This is a genomic window from Bifidobacterium sp. ESL0790 (assembly GCF_029395435.1).
Taxonomy (GTDB): Bacteria; Actinomycetota; Actinomycetes; order Actinomycetales; family Bifidobacteriaceae; genus Bifidobacterium.
Genome location: NZ_CP113915.1, coordinates 1,105,191 through 1,121,016, shown reverse-complemented (window position 1 = coordinate 1,121,016; position 15,826 = coordinate 1,105,191). Strand labels below are relative to the sequence as shown.

The following is a 15,826-nucleotide window of genomic DNA, read 5'->3' as shown; positions in this document are numbered from 1 at the left end:
GCTTCTCTGAGACTGCCAAAAAACCGCGTTCTAAGGTCATCAAGCCACTTAGTGTGTCGTTATAAGAGGAGGTTATATCGTCAAGCAAAAGTAATTAACCCCTTTAGGGCCATGGACAGTAGTTCTCCGGCAGATGCTATAGCTACTTTTCTACTAACTTCTTTACTTGCTTTTGCCAGGTTCGATTTATTTATATTCTTACGAATAAAATCAGCAGGCGTTTCTTTTTTTTGATCTATTCTTTCTTGATCAAAAAGGCCATCGAGCATTTTCACATAAGTATCTCGAGTATTTTGTGATTTATTACTTTTTTTATTATTTGCGAATTTAAGACTTTCTTCTTCTAACACCTCTTTTAAGGCATTCCGATTTACTTTTAGGACGTCAGAACCCGGATAAGTCCAAGTTACAGATGCATGCTCTTTTAATCTGTTACGAAGGAAATCTGCATATAATCCATTCTCAATCTGTACAAAAGCATGATTTTTGTCGTCAGGTTCAAAATTAATATCTGCCTTTTCAATAACTACAGAAAAATCTAATTTCCTATCTTTGAGTTTTTGCTGTTCAAATCGATACCTTAAAGTTTTCGCCTTCATAGGTGTAATCTGAAGGAGCATAGCGAGTTCATAATTTGAAAGATTTTTGGCATTAGCTGTCTTAAATGAAATTTTTCCGGTATCGACTAAAAGGATAAAAACTAAAGTTTCAAGTTGAGTCTTAGACATAGACCCCCAAGGCACTTTCATAATTTCATCGAAAAACTCATTAATTGCCTTATCACTAGCATCACTCATCTTTACCCTTTCTCGCGATTTAGTTAATTAACTTTCTAACATTCAAATTTTATAATTAATCATCTGTACTTGAAATCCTAAGTCGCGCAGCACACGGCGGAGCTTGCGGTCGCTGATGTCGCGCAGCTCGAGGTCGGCGAGGCGGGCCTGACGCTGCTCGTCGGTCAGCGAATCGACGTCGGTGACGGTGTCTTTGGTGGCGCGGTCGCGCTTGCGCAGGGCCTTGAAGCCCTCGGCCATGGCGCGGGTGACGACGAGGAAACCGGTGTGGCCGATCATCTGATGGTCGGGACGCACAGCCAGCCCCTGCGCCTTCCATGTGCGCTCGAACGTTTCCTGCACCTCGGGCTCGGTCCAACAGCCGGCCTCACGCAGCCCCTCGCAGAGGCGTGACATCTGCGTGGTGGTGGTGACGTAGGCGATGAGCACGCCACCAGGAGCGATCACGCGATAGGCCTGCTCGAGCCGATTCCACGGGTCGAGCATGTCGAGCATGATGCGGTCGAAGGAATGTTCCGGCAGCGTGGCCGCCACCGAATCGAAGTCGCCGGTGAGCAGATTCCACCATTCCGGGCGTCGGCCATAATAGAGCGTCGCGTTCGCCTCGGTGATCTTGGCGAATTCCGGGCGCATCTCGATGGTGGTCAAGTGGCCCGTCTCCCCCACGGCGTCGAGCAGGTTCAGGCTCATCGCCCCCGAGCCCGCGCCGGACTCGAGCACATTGAGGCCGGGGCGCATGTCGCCGAGCTGGACGACCTGGGCGATGTCCTTGGGGTACATGATCTGCGCGCCGCGGGGCATGGAGAGCACATAGTCGGCCAGCCGCGGACGCATCACGGCGTAGTCCCAGCCACCGATCGCGCGCGCCGCCTTCCACGGCTTGTCCTTGTCACGCTGCGGGTTGACCTTGTTGATCTGGTCCTCACGCTTCGAGGTGACGGTGGTGACGACGATGCCCTCGCTGCGGCCGATGACCTCGTCGTGCAGGATCAGGCCGTGGTCGGTCTGTGTGGAGCCGCCGGCGACGAGCTGCTCGGTGATCTTCTTGCCCTTACGGTCCGTGAACTGGACCTTCTCACCCTCGCGCAGCTTTCCGGTTCTCGGCATCCCCATCCACACTTTCCATCGATTACGAACTTGATGAGCCCATGCTCTCACATCATCTCGATGAGGGGCGAGAAATCAGTTTCATGTATAAAAAGCGATGGAAATTGATGATTTTTACATTGTTAATACCGATATTGCAAGTTAAGTGGGTGCTTTACTGGTTAAGCGGGTGTCTTAATCCATGTATTCTGAGCCCAGACATACCAAATACACCGAAAACGGCACCCACTTAACCCCGCAGGCACCCACTTAACTCAATCGAGCCTGAGATTCACACCGCGTAAGCGTTCCAGCGGCCACCGTCGTGGGTCACCTTGAGCGGCAGGCCGAAGATGTGGCTGAGGCGTTCGGTGGTGAAGCCGTGCTCGAGGTCGCCGGTGTAGATGATGGTGCCGGGCTGCGGGTCGGCGCCCGCCACGTTGTCGGCGTGGGCGTCGGTCTCGTTGCCGGCCAGGCGGCCCATGATGGCGACGTGGTCGAAGCCCTGCGGAATCTCCTCAAGACGATGGGTCACCAAGAGCACCGTGCGGTCGGTGTCGTGGCGGCCGATGTCGCTCAGCGCACGCAACGCCAGCTCGCGCCCGCCGAGGTCGAGGCCCGTGGTCGGCTCGTCGAGAATCAGCAGATCCGGGTCACCCATCAGGGCGCGGCAGATGAGCACGCGGGTGCGTTCGCCTTCGGAGAGCTTGAACATCTGCTTGCCCTCGAGGTATTCGATGCCGAATTGCGCCATCAAGCCGCGCGCCTTGGCGTAGTCCTCTTTGGTGTAGGTGTCGCGCCAGCGGCCGGTGGTCGCGGTGAGCGCGGTCACCACGGCGTCGAGCGGATCCTCCTGCGGCGGGAACGAGCGCGAGAGTTCGGCGGAGCTCAGGCCGATGCGCTTGCGGTAGGAGAAGACGTCCACCTTGCCGAGCCGGTTGCCGAGGATGTCGACGGTGCCGACGGAGGGGAAGCCACGCGTGGCCATCATGGCGACGAGGCTGGATTTGCCGATGCCGTTGGGGCCGAACAGCACCCACTTCTCGCCTTGCTTGATGTCAAGATTCACATCCGTCAAAATGACGCGCCTGTTGCGCCTGAATTCGACCCCGCTCAGTTTCAATGCTGAAACGCCTTCGCCCATGGATGCTCACCTCGTCTCGTCGGCCGCCAATCGGCCGGTCCAATGTCTATATAGACACAAGGATAATGACGTCTCGAGCTTGATATGAGCCGAATTTCATATGGTGGGGCGGCAAATCAGGCAACGCCCGTTCCACGCTCAGGTCAGGAAGCGGCAGACGATGAGGATGACGGCGAAGAAATAGAGCAGCGCGCTCAGCCAGGTCTTGAGCTTGCGGTGCGATGTGTCTTTGCGCAGCGCGGCGGAGAACGAGAGCAGCACGGCGACCAGAAGGACGACGACAATGAGTATGACCAGCACATCCTGCAGCATCGTTGTCTTCCTCCGTTCGTGGGCGACGGCCGCGATATCAAGCCGCCGGAACCAACGTGGCGGCATTCATAAAGCACTCAAAGGATACCATTTTCACTGAACAGGGCCGCTCCAGGTATTCATCGGTGAGACAACCACGCCGCGCTGAATTCAAGGCGAGACCGAGTCGTCGTGAATCAAGACGACATCTCGAAGGCGCGAGGCTTTGCTAACGCAGCGCCTGGCGGTAGACGTCCATCGTCTCGTCGGCGATGCGCTCCCAACTGAACTCGTCGCGCGCGCGACGGTAGCCGGCCTCGCCCATCGCCTTGGCACGCTCCGGGTCGGCCATCATGTGGTCGATGGCCTCGGCCATGTCGTGGACGAAACGGTCGGGATCCTTCGGGGTGCCGGAGCCGTCGTGCGCCTGGTCGATCGGCACCAAATAGCCGGTCTCGCCATCCTTGACGACCTCGGGAATGCCGCCGGTGGCCGTGGCGACGATGGGCAGGCGGCAGGCCATGGCCTCGAGGTTGACGATGCCGAGCGGCTCGTAGATGCTCGGGCAGACGAACGCGTCGCAGCCATGCTCCAGGGCGTTGAGCTCGTCGCGTGGCATCATCTTCTCGATCCACACCACATTGCCACGATCCTCTTTGAGACGCCTGAACGAGTCGCGCACCTCGTCGCCGAGCAGCTTCGTGTCGGGGGCGCCGGCGCAGATCACGACCTGAATGTCCTTGCTGATGAGACGTATGGCGTCCAGCAGATACGGCAGGCCCTTCTGGCGGGTGATTCTGCCGACGAAAAGCAACGTGGGGCGGTCGCGGGCGATATGGTAGCGTTCGAAAACCTGCCAGCCCGGGTCGTCGGCTTTCGGGGTTTGGAAATCGGCGAGCGTGATGCCGTTGTGCACCACAGAGATCTTCGATGCGTCGATGGCGGGATAGGCCATCAGAATATCCTGCTTCATGCCGTTGGAGACGGCGATGAGGCGGTCGGCGTGGGTGAAGGCGTCGCGTTCGGCCCAGGAGCTCAAATCGTAGCCGCCGCCGAGCTGCTCGCGCTTCCATGGGCGGAACGGCTCGAGGCTGTGGGCGGTGACGACGAGCGGGACGTGGTGCAATTGCTGACCGAGGCGGCCGGCGAGGCTGGCGTACCAGGTGTGGGCGTGGATGATGTCGCCGTCGATGTCGTTGGCCATCTGCAGGTCCACGCCGAACGCTTTCAAGGCGGGATTGGCGCTTGCCAACTGCGCAGGCACGTCATAGCCGACGACAAGCAGGTTGTCGATATGCGGAATCCGGGCAGCGTTTCTCGGCCCGTCGAAGGCGCGGACGGTGACCTTGGCGCGGCTGGCGAGCACCTTCGAGAGCTCGTCGACGTGCACGCCCGCTCCCCCGTAGACGTGTGGCGGATACTCCCGCGTCAGCAAATCGATTCTCATCCTGCCACCTTCGCCGTCGCGCGGCGCCATATCACATATGTTGGCGAGCGGCGGTCAGACCGCGGTGCCGTTGTCATCGAGGTTGGGATTGTGGTGGTAGTCGCCGGCGGTGAGGAAGAGGCTCAGCACGCCGACGATGAAGACGGCGGAGACCGTGATGATCAGCCACATCGGGTGGGCCGGCAGCCACATGACCACGATGAAGGCGATGGCCGCGATGACGATCAGCGTCCAACTGGCCACACGGAACCATTGGCGCAGCGAATGCGGGGCTCGGGCGATCTTCGGGTCGTTGTAGTTGGGGTCGGTGTGCTCGCTCTCTGAGATCTTGCTGGCGGACGGCACCCATTCGCCGTTCGCGTTCTCCTCGAGGCGGCGGCTGCGCTCCTGCAGGGAGTACTCGTCGACGATGCCCCCGCGGCCACGCTCCTGCTCGTCTGGCTGTCTGACTTCGCCCCTGCGGCTTCGTTTGGCTTGGGCACGGCGTTCGGCGCGGTTCGGCATGGCGTTTCCTTTCGACTCGATACCTTCGATAGTACCGCGACGACTGCCGAGACGCCGTGTTGGTTTTCAACTTTTCCAAAAGACGCTCAGAAGCACGCGGAACGCCCAGATCACCTCGCCAATGGCAACGACATCGGCCTCTGGTCGGGCGTGATCGGCGAGGAAAGTTCCGTGGCGCCTTGCAGGAAGCGGTCGACGGCGGAGGCGCAGCTGCGGCCCTCGGCAATCGCCCAGACCACCAGGCTCTGGCCGCGTCCGGCGTCACCGCAGACGAACACGCCGTCCTGGCTGGTGGCGAAGTCGTCGTCGCGCGCGATGTTGCCACGACGGTCGAGCTCGACGGGCAGCTGGTCGACGATGGTCGTGGTGTCGGGATGAAGGAAACCGGTGGAAATCAAGACCAAATCCGCGTCCAACACTCGTTCGGTGCCTTCGATATGGGTGCGGCGGCCGTCGGCCTCACGTTGCACGTCGATCACCTTCACGCCGGTGACGTGTCCGTTTTCGTCGGCGAGGAACCCGGTGGCCAGGCCTGTGTCGTCAAGGGTGACGACGTCTTCGCGCTCCTCGGTCTCGATGCCCTCGAATCCGACGGTGTCGGTGCTGTATTCGTAGACGCCACCCTCCTCCATGGAGGTGGTCTTCTGGTAGAGGCGGGCGTAGGTGGGCCATGGCTGGCTGTCCGGCCGCTCGCTGGGCTCTTTGGGATTGATCTGCAGCACGGTGACGCTGGTGGCGCCCTGGCGGATGGCGGTGCCCAGGCAGTCGGAGCCGGTGTCGCCGCCGCCGATGATGACGACCTTCTTGCCCTTGGCGCTGATGTTGTTGACCAACGGCTTGCCTTCGACCAGACGCGTGGAATCGGGTAGGAAGTCCATTGCGAAATGGATGCCGTCGAGCTCGCGCCCGGGAACATTGACATCGCGCGGCACGCCGGAGCCGATGGCGACCACCACGGCGTCGTAGCGGGAGCGCAGATCGTCCCAGCTCACGTCCTTGCCGACCTCCATGTTGGGGCGGAAGACGGTGCCTTCGGCCTCCATCTGCTCGATGCGGCGGTCGATGAGGTGCTTGTCGAGTTTGAAGGTGGGGATGCCGTAGCGCATGAGCCCGCCGATCTCGTCGTCGCGCTCGTAGACGACCACGGTGTGGCCGGCGCGGGTGAGCTGCTGGGCGCAGGCCAGGCCGGCGGGGCCGGAGCCGACGACCGCGATGGTCATGTCGGTCAGGCGCTGCGGCGGCATGGGTTTGACGTATCCGAGCTTCCACGCCTGGTCGATGATGGTCTGCTCGTCGGCCTTGATCATGGTCGGCGGCTGGTGGATGCCCAATACGCAGGCCTGCTCGCACGGGGCCGGGCAGATGAGACCGGTGACCTCCGGGAAGTTGTTGGTCACCGAGAGGCGTTGGTAGGCCTCCTCCCACTTGCCTTGGCGCACCAGGTCGTTGAATTCCGGGATGAGGTTGCCCAGCGGGCAGCCGGTCATGCAAAATGGGGTGCCGCAGTCCATGCAGCGGGCGGCCTGCTCCTTGGTCCATGGCTGGAAGCCGTTCTGGGCGTGCACGTCGTTCCAGTCGTGGATGCGCTCGGCGACCGGGCGGTCCTGCGCCTCGTGGCGGGTGCGTACTTTGAGGAATCCTCTGGGGTCGCTCATGTCAGTGGGCTCCTTCCATCACGTGTTCATAGACGTCTTCCCATGCGCCGGGCTCATTGAAATCGACGTCGTTGGCCTTCGCCTCGTCCATGGCCTCGGTCATCGCCACAAACTGCTTGGGGACGATATGGGTGATGCGTCGGCGCGTGGACTCCCAATCATCGAGCAGGCTCGCGGCGAACGCCGAACCGGTCTCCTCGGCATGTCGTTTGACCAGTCCCCTGACCATCTGCGAGGCGTCATCATCCAACGGCTCGATCAGCAGCGAGCCGGTGTTGGCGGCCTGCGGATTGACCTGGTCGATATCGAGGTCGAGCACATAGGCGTTGCCTCCAGAGAAGCCCGCGCCGAAGTTGCGACCTGTGGGGCCGAGCACCACAACGGTGCCACCGGTCATGTATTCGCAGCCGTGGTCGCCCACGCCCTCCACGACGAAGGTGGCACCGCCGTTGCGCACGGCGAAGCGCTCCCCCGCGCGGCCGGCGACGAACATCTCGCCGCTGGTGGCGCCGAAACCGGTGACGTTGCCGGCGATGACGTTGGTGTGTGGGTCGAAGGTGGTCTCCTCGCCGGGACGGACAACGATATGACCGCCGGAGAGGCCCTTGGCCGCGTAGTCGTTGACCTCGCCGTAGATGCGCAACGTCTCGCCGCGTGGAATGAACGCGCCCATGGACTGGCCGCCGGAGCCATGGAGCGTCATGTCGATGGTGTCGTCGGGCAGGCCCTGCGCCCCGTAACGCTTGGTGATCTCGTAGCCGACCATGGTGCCGACGCTGCGGTTGACATTGCGGATCGGCACGTCGATGCGCACCGGCTCCCTGTCTTCCAGCGCGGGGCGCGACAACTCTATGAGCCGGTTGTCGAGCGCCTTGTCGAGCTCGTGGTTCTGCGCGATGGTGTGGTGCAGGATGGTGCCGGGGTTCGGGCCGGATTGCGCCAAGACGTTGCTCAGGTCTATGCCGTCGGATTTCCAACGTTGGATGGCCTCGTTCTGGTCGAGGCACTCCACGTGGCCGACCGCCTCCTCAAGGGTGTGGAATCCGAGCTGGGCCAGCAGCTCGCGCACCTCGCGGGCGATGAACATGAAGAAGTTGACCACATATTCGGGCTTGCCCGTGTAACGCGCACGAAGCTCCGGATCCTGCGTGGCGATGCCCTGAGGGCAGGTGTTGAGGTTGCAGGCGCGCATCATGACGCAGCCTTCGGCCATCAATGCCGTGGTGGCGAAGCCGAATTCCTCGGCGCCCAGCAGCGCTGCGATGACCACGTCGCGGCCGGTCTTGAGCTCGCCGTCGCACTGCACGACGATGCGGGAACGTAGACCATTCAGGATCAGCGTCTGCTGGGTCTCGGAAAGGCCGATCTCCCAAGGGGTGCCGGCATGCTTGATGGCGTTGAGCGGAGCAGCGCCCGTGCCGCCGTCCGAACCTGAAATCAGCACCACGTCGGCATGGCATTTGGCCACGCCGGCCGCCACAGTGCCCACGCCGAACTCGGAGACGAGCTTGACGTGGATGCGGGCCTTCGGATTGGCCATTTTCGCATCGTAGATCAGCTGTTTCAGGTCCTCGATGGAGTAGATATCGTGGTGGGGCGGCGGCGAGATGAGCTCGACGCCGGGCGTGGCGTGGCGAACCTTCGCGATCCACGGCGGCACCTTCGCGCCGGGCAGATGGCCGCCCTCACCGGGCTTGGCCCCCTGCGCGAGCTTGATCTGCAGGTCGGTGGCGTGCACGAGATAGTCGCTGGTGACACCGAAGCGCGCCGAGGCGATCTGCTTGATGCGGCTAGAACGGCGCGGATCCTCGATGCGGTCGTCGGATTCGCCGCCCTCGCCGGAGTTGGAGCGGGCGCCGATGGAGTTCATCGCGATGGCGAGTGTCTCGTGCGCCTCCTGCGAGATGGAGCCGTAGCTCATCGCGCCGGTGGAGAAGCGCTTGACGATTTCGCTTTCCGGCTCCACTTCCTCAATCGGAATGGGCTTGCGGCCGCTGGTGAACTTCATCAGCCCGCGCAGGGTCATGATGCGGTTTGACGTGTCATTGACGTGCTGCGAATACTTCTTGAAGAGGCCGTAGTCACCGCGCTGGGTGGCCTGCTGCAACAGGAACACGGATTCGGGGTCGTTTAAGTGGTCCTCGCCGGTGCGACGCCACTTGTATTCGCCGCCGGTGCGCAGCTTGCGGTGCGGGGCCGCGGTCCATTGGTTCGGATAGGCGGCCTGGTGGCGCAGCGCGACCTCCTCGGCGATCTGCTCGAGGCCGATGCCGCCGACACGTGAGGTGGTGCCGGTGAAGTACTTGTCGATGACGTCCTTGTCGAGGCCGACGGCTTCGAAGAGCTGCGCGCCACGGTAGCTCATGATGGTGGAGACGCCCATCTTGCTCATGATCTTGAGCACGCCGGTGGAAAGCGCCTTGCGCAGGTTCTCCACGCCGGTCTTGGCGTCGACGTTGAGGAAGCCGGAGCGCGCAAGGTCCTCGACGGATTCGAGCGCGAGGTATGGGTTCACGCAGGCCGCGCCGTAGGCGATGAGCAGGGCGACATGGTGGATCTCGCGCACGTCGCCGGCCTCCACGGCCATCGAGACCTGCGTGCGGGTGTGGGTGCGCAGCAGGTGGTGCTGCACCGCGCTGGTGAGCAGCAACGAGGGAATCGGACCCCACGTATGGTTGGAATCGCGGTCGGAAAGAACGATGAAGTTCTTGCCGTCGGCGATGGCCTGGTCGACCTCGTCGAAGATCTCGTTAAGCCGGGCCTCGAGTGCCTCGCCGCCACCGGCGACCTGGTAGAGTCCGTGGACGATGAACGGCTTGTAGTAGCCGCCGAGCACCTTGGCCTTGTCGAGACGCTTGAGCTGCGCCATCTCGTCGGAGTCGACGATGGGGTCGGGAATGACGATCTTCTTGGCCGAAAGCTCCAGATCCTCGAGCAGATTCGGTTCGGGACCGATCGCGGAGGCCAGCGAGGTGACGATCTCCTCGCGTTCCCAGTCCAGCGGCGGGTTGGTGACCTGCGCGAACTTCTGGGTGAAGTAGTCAAAGAGCATGCGGCTGCGGTTGGAGAGCACGGCCTGCGGCGCGTCATTGCCCATGGCGCCGATCGGCTCCTTGCCGGTGTTGGCCATCGGGGTGAGCAGGATCTTCAGGTCCTCCTCGGTGTAGCCGAAGGCGCGCTGGCGCCGAACGACGGAGACGTTGGAGTGGCGGACGTGTTCGCGGGCGGGCAGCTCGTTGAGGCTGACACTGTTGCCCTCGATCCACTGGCGGTAAGGATGTTGGTTCGCCAGGTCGTGCTTGATCTCGTCGTCGGGGATAAAACGGCCTTGAGCGGTATCGATCAGGAACATCTTTCCCGGTTCGAGGCGGCCGCGTTCCACGATATGTTTCGGATCGGTGCGTGGCAACACGCCCGCCTCGCTGGCCAGGACCACGTAGCCGTCGTCGGTCACCTGCCAGCGTCCCGGGCGGAAACCGTTGCGGTCGAGCTGGGCGCCGACCAAAGTGCCGTCGGTGAAGACAATGTCGGCCGGACCGTCCCACGGCTCGATCAGCGAGTTGTTGTATTCGTAGAACGCCCGGATGTCGGGGTCGAGCTGGTCGTTCTTCTCCCAGGCGGGCGGCAGCATCATCAGCACCGCGTGCGGCAGGCTGCGGCCGGCGAGGTGCAGCAGTTCCAGGCATTCGTCGAACGTGCCGGAATCCGAATAGCCGGGTGTGGACACGGGCAGCAACGGCTCAAACTCCCCCAACAACTCGCTGCTGAGCTTGCCTTCACGTGCGGAAAGCCAGTTGCGGTTGCCTTGGATGGTGTTGATCTCGCCGTTGTGCGCGATGAGGCGGAACGGCTGGGCGAGCGGCCAGCTGGGGAACGTGTTGGTCGAGAAGCGCGAGTGCACGATTGCGATGGTCGTCTTCATCTCGGGCGAGAGCAGATCCGGGAAGAAGCCCGTCAATTGCATCGTGGTGAGCATGCCCTTGTAGGTGATGGTGCGTGCGGAAAGCGAGGCGAAATAGACGCCGACCTCATGCTCGACGCGCTTGCGCACACGGAAGGTCTTGCGGTCGAGGTCGATGCCACCAAGCATCGCGTTCTCGCCGTCGGAAGGCGAGGCGACAATCAACATTTCAAACGACGGCATGGAAGCCAACGCTTGTAATCCCAGCCCGTCCGGGTTGGTCGGCACGCCTCGCCAGGCCAGTACTTCCAGCCCTTCTTCGGCGACGATGGCCGCGATTCGACGCTTCTGCTCACCCGATTTGGCCAGGTCACGATTGAGGAAGGCGATACCGGCCGCGTATTTCCCGGCTTCCGGAAGCTCAACCCCCGCAACGGCACGCATGAACTCGTCGGGCATGGCCATGAGGATGCCGGCCCCGTCGCCGGTGTTCTCCTCGGCGCCCACGGCCCCGCGATGGTTGAGGTTGACGAGCACCTCGATAGCGTCGTCCACGATCTTGCGCTCGGCCCGCCTGTTCAATGTGGTGACCATGCCGACACCGCACGCGTCGTGCTCCCCCGCCGGGTCGTACATGCCTTGCGCGGGATGAATCGTCAAATCAAGTGGGGTCTTACGCGTCACCACAATCACCTCTGGTCGCCGGGGATTCGTTGTCTTGCACACAAGTGCTCTCATAGATTAGCCGCAAGGCATGTCGGGAATGTGTCAGTGTCCATTTTCGTCCAGAATCTTCCGAATCGTGGACATCCGTCTATCGCCATTGTTCATCCGCGTTTCACTGCGTTCACAAGCAAAATAAACCGCCGATTATTCTGCTTGTGAACGCGCTGAGATGAACATTCGCGTCGAAAAGCAGAGTTTAGCCTCCAAAAATCTGCTTGTCGACGCAGGCTATGGCAAAACTGACGCGGTCGTCACCAACCGCAGATATCGAGCACACGTTCGATGACGAGATCGTTGAGCAAACGGCCCCGCAACGTGGGGATAATGCGGTTGTCGTCATGAAGATCGATGAGACCATCGTGCTGCAACTGTCGCAGTTTCACGCGATTGACGGCGTAGCCGGAAGCCTGTTCAATGCGTGAGATATCGATACCCTCACGCACCCGCAGGCCGAGCATGACCGTCTCCTCGAGGTTCTCCTCGTGGGTGATAGCCTCACTGCCCTGCCATGGCACGTCGCCCGCTTGCATCGTCTCGGCCCATTTGCGGGGATGCGCGATGTCCCATGCACGGACGCCGAATTGGGTGGCATCGCTAAGTGGTGATTCGCTGACCGACGTCTCAGAAATGGCGTCATCTGACGTAGTCGCATCAGTAATTTTTTCATCGCTATACGTTCTTACAGCCGCCGCGCCCGCCGAATTCGTCTTGCGGAATCCCTGCTCGTCCGTTTCACGCAAGCCGACTTGTTTGGATTCGTGCTCAAGCCACGCACCGACATCGGATGTGCGATAGTGCGAATGCGCTCCGGGGCCGATGCCGGCCCAATCGACGTTGCGCCAATAGCCGAGGTTGTGCTGGCTCTCATAGCCTGGCTTGGCCCAGTTCGAGATCTCGTACCATTGCAATCCAGCCTGCCTGAACAGGTCGTCGGCAATCTCGTATTTCGCCGCCTCGTCATCGTCATCGGGCTTGGTGATGGTTCCGGCCTTGATCTGCCGGCCCATTTTCGTCGTGGGCTCGACCGTCAACGCGTAGGCGGAGATATGGTTCACACCGAGCTCGACGGCGGTTTCCACGGACTTGCGCCAATCGTCCATGCTCTCCCCCGGCGCCCCATAAATAAGATCGACACTGGAGCGCAGACCGACCTTGTTCGCTGCAGCGACACCGGCGGTCACATTGGCCGGTGTGTGCGTGCGGTCGAGCGTCTTCAACACGTGCGCCACGGCCGATTGCATGCCGAAAGAAATGCGCGTGAATCCGGCTTCCGCCAACGTTTCCAGATATTGTTCGTCCACGGTGTCGGGGTTTGCCTCGGTGGTGATTTCAGCACCGTCCTCGATACCCCAGGTTTCCTTGACCGCATGAAGCATCCGGCCGAGGTCGTCCGCCGGAAGCAGGGTCGGCGTCCCTCCCCCGAAAAACACCGTCGAGGCGGCGTGCTCGTGGATGCCATGCCGTTCCTGCCAGGCTTTCACCAGTTCCATCTCATCAATGGCGAGGTTCGCATAGTTGCCGCGCGACGCGCCACCACCCATATCGACGGCGGTGTACGTGTTGAAATCGCAGTAACCGCAACGCCGATAACAAAACGGCACGTGAATATAAACCTCGAACATAGCCCTCTACCCTAGCGGCAACCCCTTCCAGACGGTATGTCGGAAGTGGTTGAGTCACATTGCCAGCGAAACTATTGGCATTTCACCAACGTCGCCGCATAGGTCAGGAGCGGGCGCTCTCTTTGCGTCGCTTGGGCGACCCCAAGGCCAGGCCAATGCAGACCAGCGCGAGGGCGAAAAGCGCCACCATGCCGGTCGACGTGGCCCATCCCGCAAGGCCTGACGTGCCGCCGGCGTATGAGCCGATGCCCATGGCACGGTCGATGGCGTCGAGGTACCAGCGTCCGCACAGGAGCTTGCCGACCAACGCCACGGGACCGGTCATCACCGACGAGCCAAACGACCATGCACCGGACGTGAAGGCGATGGCGAGGCCGATGACGTTGGCCATGCCGTTCGCGGCGCTCGCGGAGAGGGCGAGACGGCCGAGCACGAAGCCGATCGAGATGCCGAAGAGCACGTAGATGGCCATCGAACACGTCGCCAACAGCACCGGGCGCAACGTCAGTCCCGCCAGCGAGCCGGTCATGATGGCGGTCACGACCAACGACAGGAGGAGATAGTAGACCGTCACCAAGGCTCCGATGCCCGCGCAGGCCGCCAACAGCCCAAGACCGGTGGCACGCGGACGTTCCGGAGAGGCCTCCATGCGCCGACGCGTCGATTCTTCGGAGAAGGCACCGATCACCATGGCGATGACCACAATCATGGACGTCACTATTGGGTATGAGCCCAGAGAGAGCGATCGGCCAAACACCAACGTGGCCGAAGCGTTGCCGGAAGCGCTTTTCGTAGCTACGACAGCTACGTGGGCATCCGACTTGGCGGAATCGCCTGCACGCACGACCTCGCGGACGGCGCTATGCATGATGGTGGAATCATCCGCTTGCGAAGTCGTGTTTGGGACTGTGGTCGTCGCGGCCGTTTCAGCCACAGCGTTCGAAGCCTTGGTTTGCGGAATACTTCCGGCAATGTAGGCGGTGCGCAGATTTGAGAGAAACGTCGAGACCTTGGTTTCCGAAAGATCTTGGGTATTCTGGGCTTTGAGAACAACGTCAAGCTGTTTCGGAGCATGGCCGCTGGACGCAGCGCTGGCGAAATCACGCATATAGCCTTTCGGCACCACGTAGATGGCATCCGTGGCATCAGTTGCTATCGCGTCCTGCATCGCGCGGCGGTTGTCATCGACGTGCACGACGGTGTTGACCTGGCCAAGATAATCCCGCAAGCCGGACGCGATGCCGCCGGCGTCACCGTCCCTGTCGATCACCGCCACACGCGAGGTATACGGCGAATACGTCGGTGACGAGCCGTGCGTATCGGAGACGCTTTGGAACAGGATGGCCGTCATAATCAGGCTGAACGCCACCAAGTAGAAGAGAATATAGGTCAGATGCCGTTTCGCTACGGTGAGCGCGGCTTTACAGATGTTCATAACGTTGCCTCCTCAGCATCGCCACGACGATTAGGACGAAGACGACCGTGGTGGCGGCCATGACGGCCAGGCCGATAAAGAACGGATGATAATTGTCGTAATATAGCAAGTCGTAGAACAGGTCGCTCACTTGCCGAGCGGGGTTTATCCGCGCAATGACGGGCGCCTTTCGCTGCAACGCATCCCCCAGCGCCATCGCACCGGTTCCATAAAGTCCCGTGAACATCGACAGGAAGCAGGTGAGGATGACATTGACCGAAAGCTTGGCACGTGTCGAAAGCTTCGGCAAGGCACCGATAACAAGCCCTAGGGCACTGGCCATCAGGGTCGAGGCCGCCACCGCAAGCACCGCCGCCGGTTCCCGACCCGCGACGCCGACGCCGATGACGTAGCGCATCGCGAAGAAAGCGACCAGCATACAGACAAACGAGATGACCCAAGAGGCCAAAAGCGTGGCGATCGTCTGCCAGATCTTCGGCAACGGCGAGACGCTTGCGCGTATCCCCAAAGCGGTGAGATTGGCCTGGGTAAGCGTGATGAGGTAGATGGATATGGTCGCGCCGAGCAGGCAGGCCATGCCGAGCATCGAGAAATAGTAACGCGCGAAACGATGCGGTTTGATGGTCGTCACGGTGACCTGCTTCATGAATCCGTCGGAAGCGCCGATACTCGATCTGACTTGTGGATTGGCCATGACGGCATGGTTTTTCGCCGCGACGGCGCTGACCACCTGACCGGTCTCGTTGTATTGCTGCAGGGCGTAATCGAGCGCGGTCACACTCATCGAAACGGCCTCGTCGCCGGAATTCACAGTCGTGTCCGCGAGCGCCATGCGCAGCGCTCCCGAATCGCTTATGTAGAGATAGCCTTTGGCTTTGCCGTCGGCGACCATGCGTTTGGCGTCCGGGACGTCGGATGCCTGTTTGATGGTGATGAGCTTCTGGTCGTCGTTTGTGGTCGTCTTGCCTTCGGTTTGGCTTTTGCCGCCTGCACCTTGCTCGCCCGCGAGCGCCTTGACCACCTGTGCGGCCCCGCTCGCCTTGCCCCAGTTGGAGTCCTCGGCCACGGCCATCGGCTGAGGGTCGACATGAATCATATCGTTGATATCGCTGAACATGAGATGGAGCATCGCCAGCATGATCAGAGGAAAGGCGAACACCCAGAAGACGTTGCTGGGATTTCGCACCCCCGCTTTGAGAAATGTCTTGAAAGACGTGA

Annotated in this window: 11 protein-coding genes; all 11 read right to left on the bottom strand. The window is 61.1% G+C overall.

Annotated elements, in window-relative coordinates; all coding sequences use genetic code 11:
* Nucleotides 1-80: 80 nt before the first annotated feature.
* Nucleotides 81-797, bottom strand: coding sequence for a hypothetical protein (locus OZY47_RS04100; protein ID WP_277179004.1), 717 nt, complete (start codon nt 795-797; stop codon nt 81-83).
* A gap of 42 nt (nt 798-839) precedes the next feature.
* Entirely contained in the window at nt 840-1,910 is a 1,071-nt protein-coding gene (locus tag OZY47_RS04095; RefSeq protein ID WP_277179002.1) for a tRNA (adenine-N1)-methyltransferase, read from the bottom strand.
* 265 nt (nt 1,911-2,175) lie between these two features.
* Nucleotides 2,176-3,027 carry an ATP-binding cassette domain-containing protein gene (locus OZY47_RS04090; protein ID WP_277179000.1) on the bottom strand — a complete coding sequence of 284 codons (852 nt, stop codon included), beginning with the start codon at nt 3,025-3,027 and terminating at the stop codon, nt 2,176-2,178.
* Nucleotides 3,028-3,165: 138 nt separating this feature from the next.
* Nucleotides 3,166-3,339: a hypothetical protein gene (locus OZY47_RS04085; protein ID WP_277178999.1), complete on the bottom strand. Its 174-nt coding sequence runs from the start codon at nt 3,337-3,339 to the stop codon at nt 3,166-3,168.
* A gap of 208 nt (nt 3,340-3,547) precedes the next feature.
* Nucleotides 3,548-4,765: a glycogen synthase gene (glgA, locus tag OZY47_RS04080; RefSeq protein WP_277178997.1), complete on the bottom strand. Its 1,218-nt coding sequence runs from the start codon at nt 4,763-4,765 to the stop codon at nt 3,548-3,550.
* Nucleotides 4,766-4,819: 54 nt separating this feature from the next.
* Nucleotides 4,820-5,269 carry a tripartite tricarboxylate transporter TctB family protein gene (locus tag OZY47_RS04075; RefSeq protein ID WP_277178995.1) on the bottom strand — a complete coding sequence of 150 codons (450 nt, stop codon included), beginning with the start codon at nt 5,267-5,269 and terminating at the stop codon, nt 4,820-4,822.
* A 110-nt stretch (nt 5,270-5,379) separates the two neighbouring features.
* Nucleotides 5,380-6,924 carry a glutamate synthase subunit beta gene (locus OZY47_RS04070; RefSeq protein WP_277178993.1) on the bottom strand — a complete coding sequence of 515 codons (1,545 nt, stop codon included), beginning with the start codon at nt 6,922-6,924 and terminating at the stop codon, nt 5,380-5,382.
* A gap of 1 nt (nt 6,925) precedes the next feature.
* Complete coding sequence (gltB, locus tag OZY47_RS04065; protein WP_277179139.1) at nt 6,926-11,509, bottom strand: glutamate synthase large subunit; 4,584 nt, start codon at nt 11,507-11,509, stop codon at nt 6,926-6,928.
* Nucleotides 11,510-11,802: 293 nt separating this feature from the next.
* Nucleotides 11,803-13,173 carry a radical SAM family heme chaperone HemW gene (gene hemW / locus OZY47_RS04060; protein ID WP_277178991.1) on the bottom strand — a complete coding sequence of 457 codons (1,371 nt, stop codon included), beginning with the start codon at nt 13,171-13,173 and terminating at the stop codon, nt 11,803-11,805.
* Nucleotides 13,174-13,276: 103 nt separating this feature from the next.
* Entirely contained in the window at nt 13,277-14,608 is a 1,332-nt protein-coding gene (locus tag OZY47_RS04055; protein WP_277178989.1) for an ABC transporter permease, read from the bottom strand.
* On the bottom strand, nt 14,595-15,794 hold the full coding sequence (locus tag OZY47_RS04050) for an ABC transporter permease (RefSeq protein ID WP_277178987.1): 1,200 nt from the start codon (nt 15,792-15,794) through the stop codon (nt 14,595-14,597). Before OZY47_RS04050 ends, OZY47_RS04055 begins: the two co-directional genes overlap by 14 nt.
* Nucleotides 15,795-15,826 lie beyond the last annotated feature (32 nt).

Coding starts and splice junctions, on each gene's coding strand:
- hemW (WP_277178991.1), bottom strand. CDS start 13,173: ATGTTCGAGGTTTATATTCACGTGCCGTTTTGTTATCGGCGTTGCGGT.
- OZY47_RS04095 (WP_277179002.1), bottom strand. CDS start 1,910: ATGGGGATGCCGAGAACCGGAAAGCTGCGCGAGGGTGAGAAGGTCCAG.
- glgA (WP_277178997.1), bottom strand. CDS start 4,765: ATGAGAATCGATTTGCTGACGCGGGAGTATCCGCCACACGTCTACGGG.
- OZY47_RS04090 (WP_277179000.1), bottom strand. CDS start 3,027: ATGGGCGAAGGCGTTTCAGCATTGAAACTGAGCGGGGTCGAATTCAGG.
- OZY47_RS04100 (WP_277179004.1), bottom strand. CDS start 797: ATGAGTGATGCTAGTGATAAGGCAATTAATGAGTTTTTCGATGAAATT.
- OZY47_RS04075 (WP_277178995.1), bottom strand. CDS start 5,269: ATGCCGAACCGCGCCGAACGCCGTGCCCAAGCCAAACGAAGCCGCAGG.
- OZY47_RS04070 (WP_277178993.1), bottom strand. CDS start 6,924: ATGAGCGACCCCAGAGGATTCCTCAAAGTACGCACCCGCCACGAGGCG.
- OZY47_RS04085 (WP_277178999.1), bottom strand. CDS start 3,339: ATGCTGCAGGATGTGCTGGTCATACTCATTGTCGTCGTCCTTCTGGTC.
- OZY47_RS04055 (WP_277178989.1), bottom strand. CDS start 14,608: ATGAACATCTGTAAAGCCGCGCTCACCGTAGCGAAACGGCATCTGACC.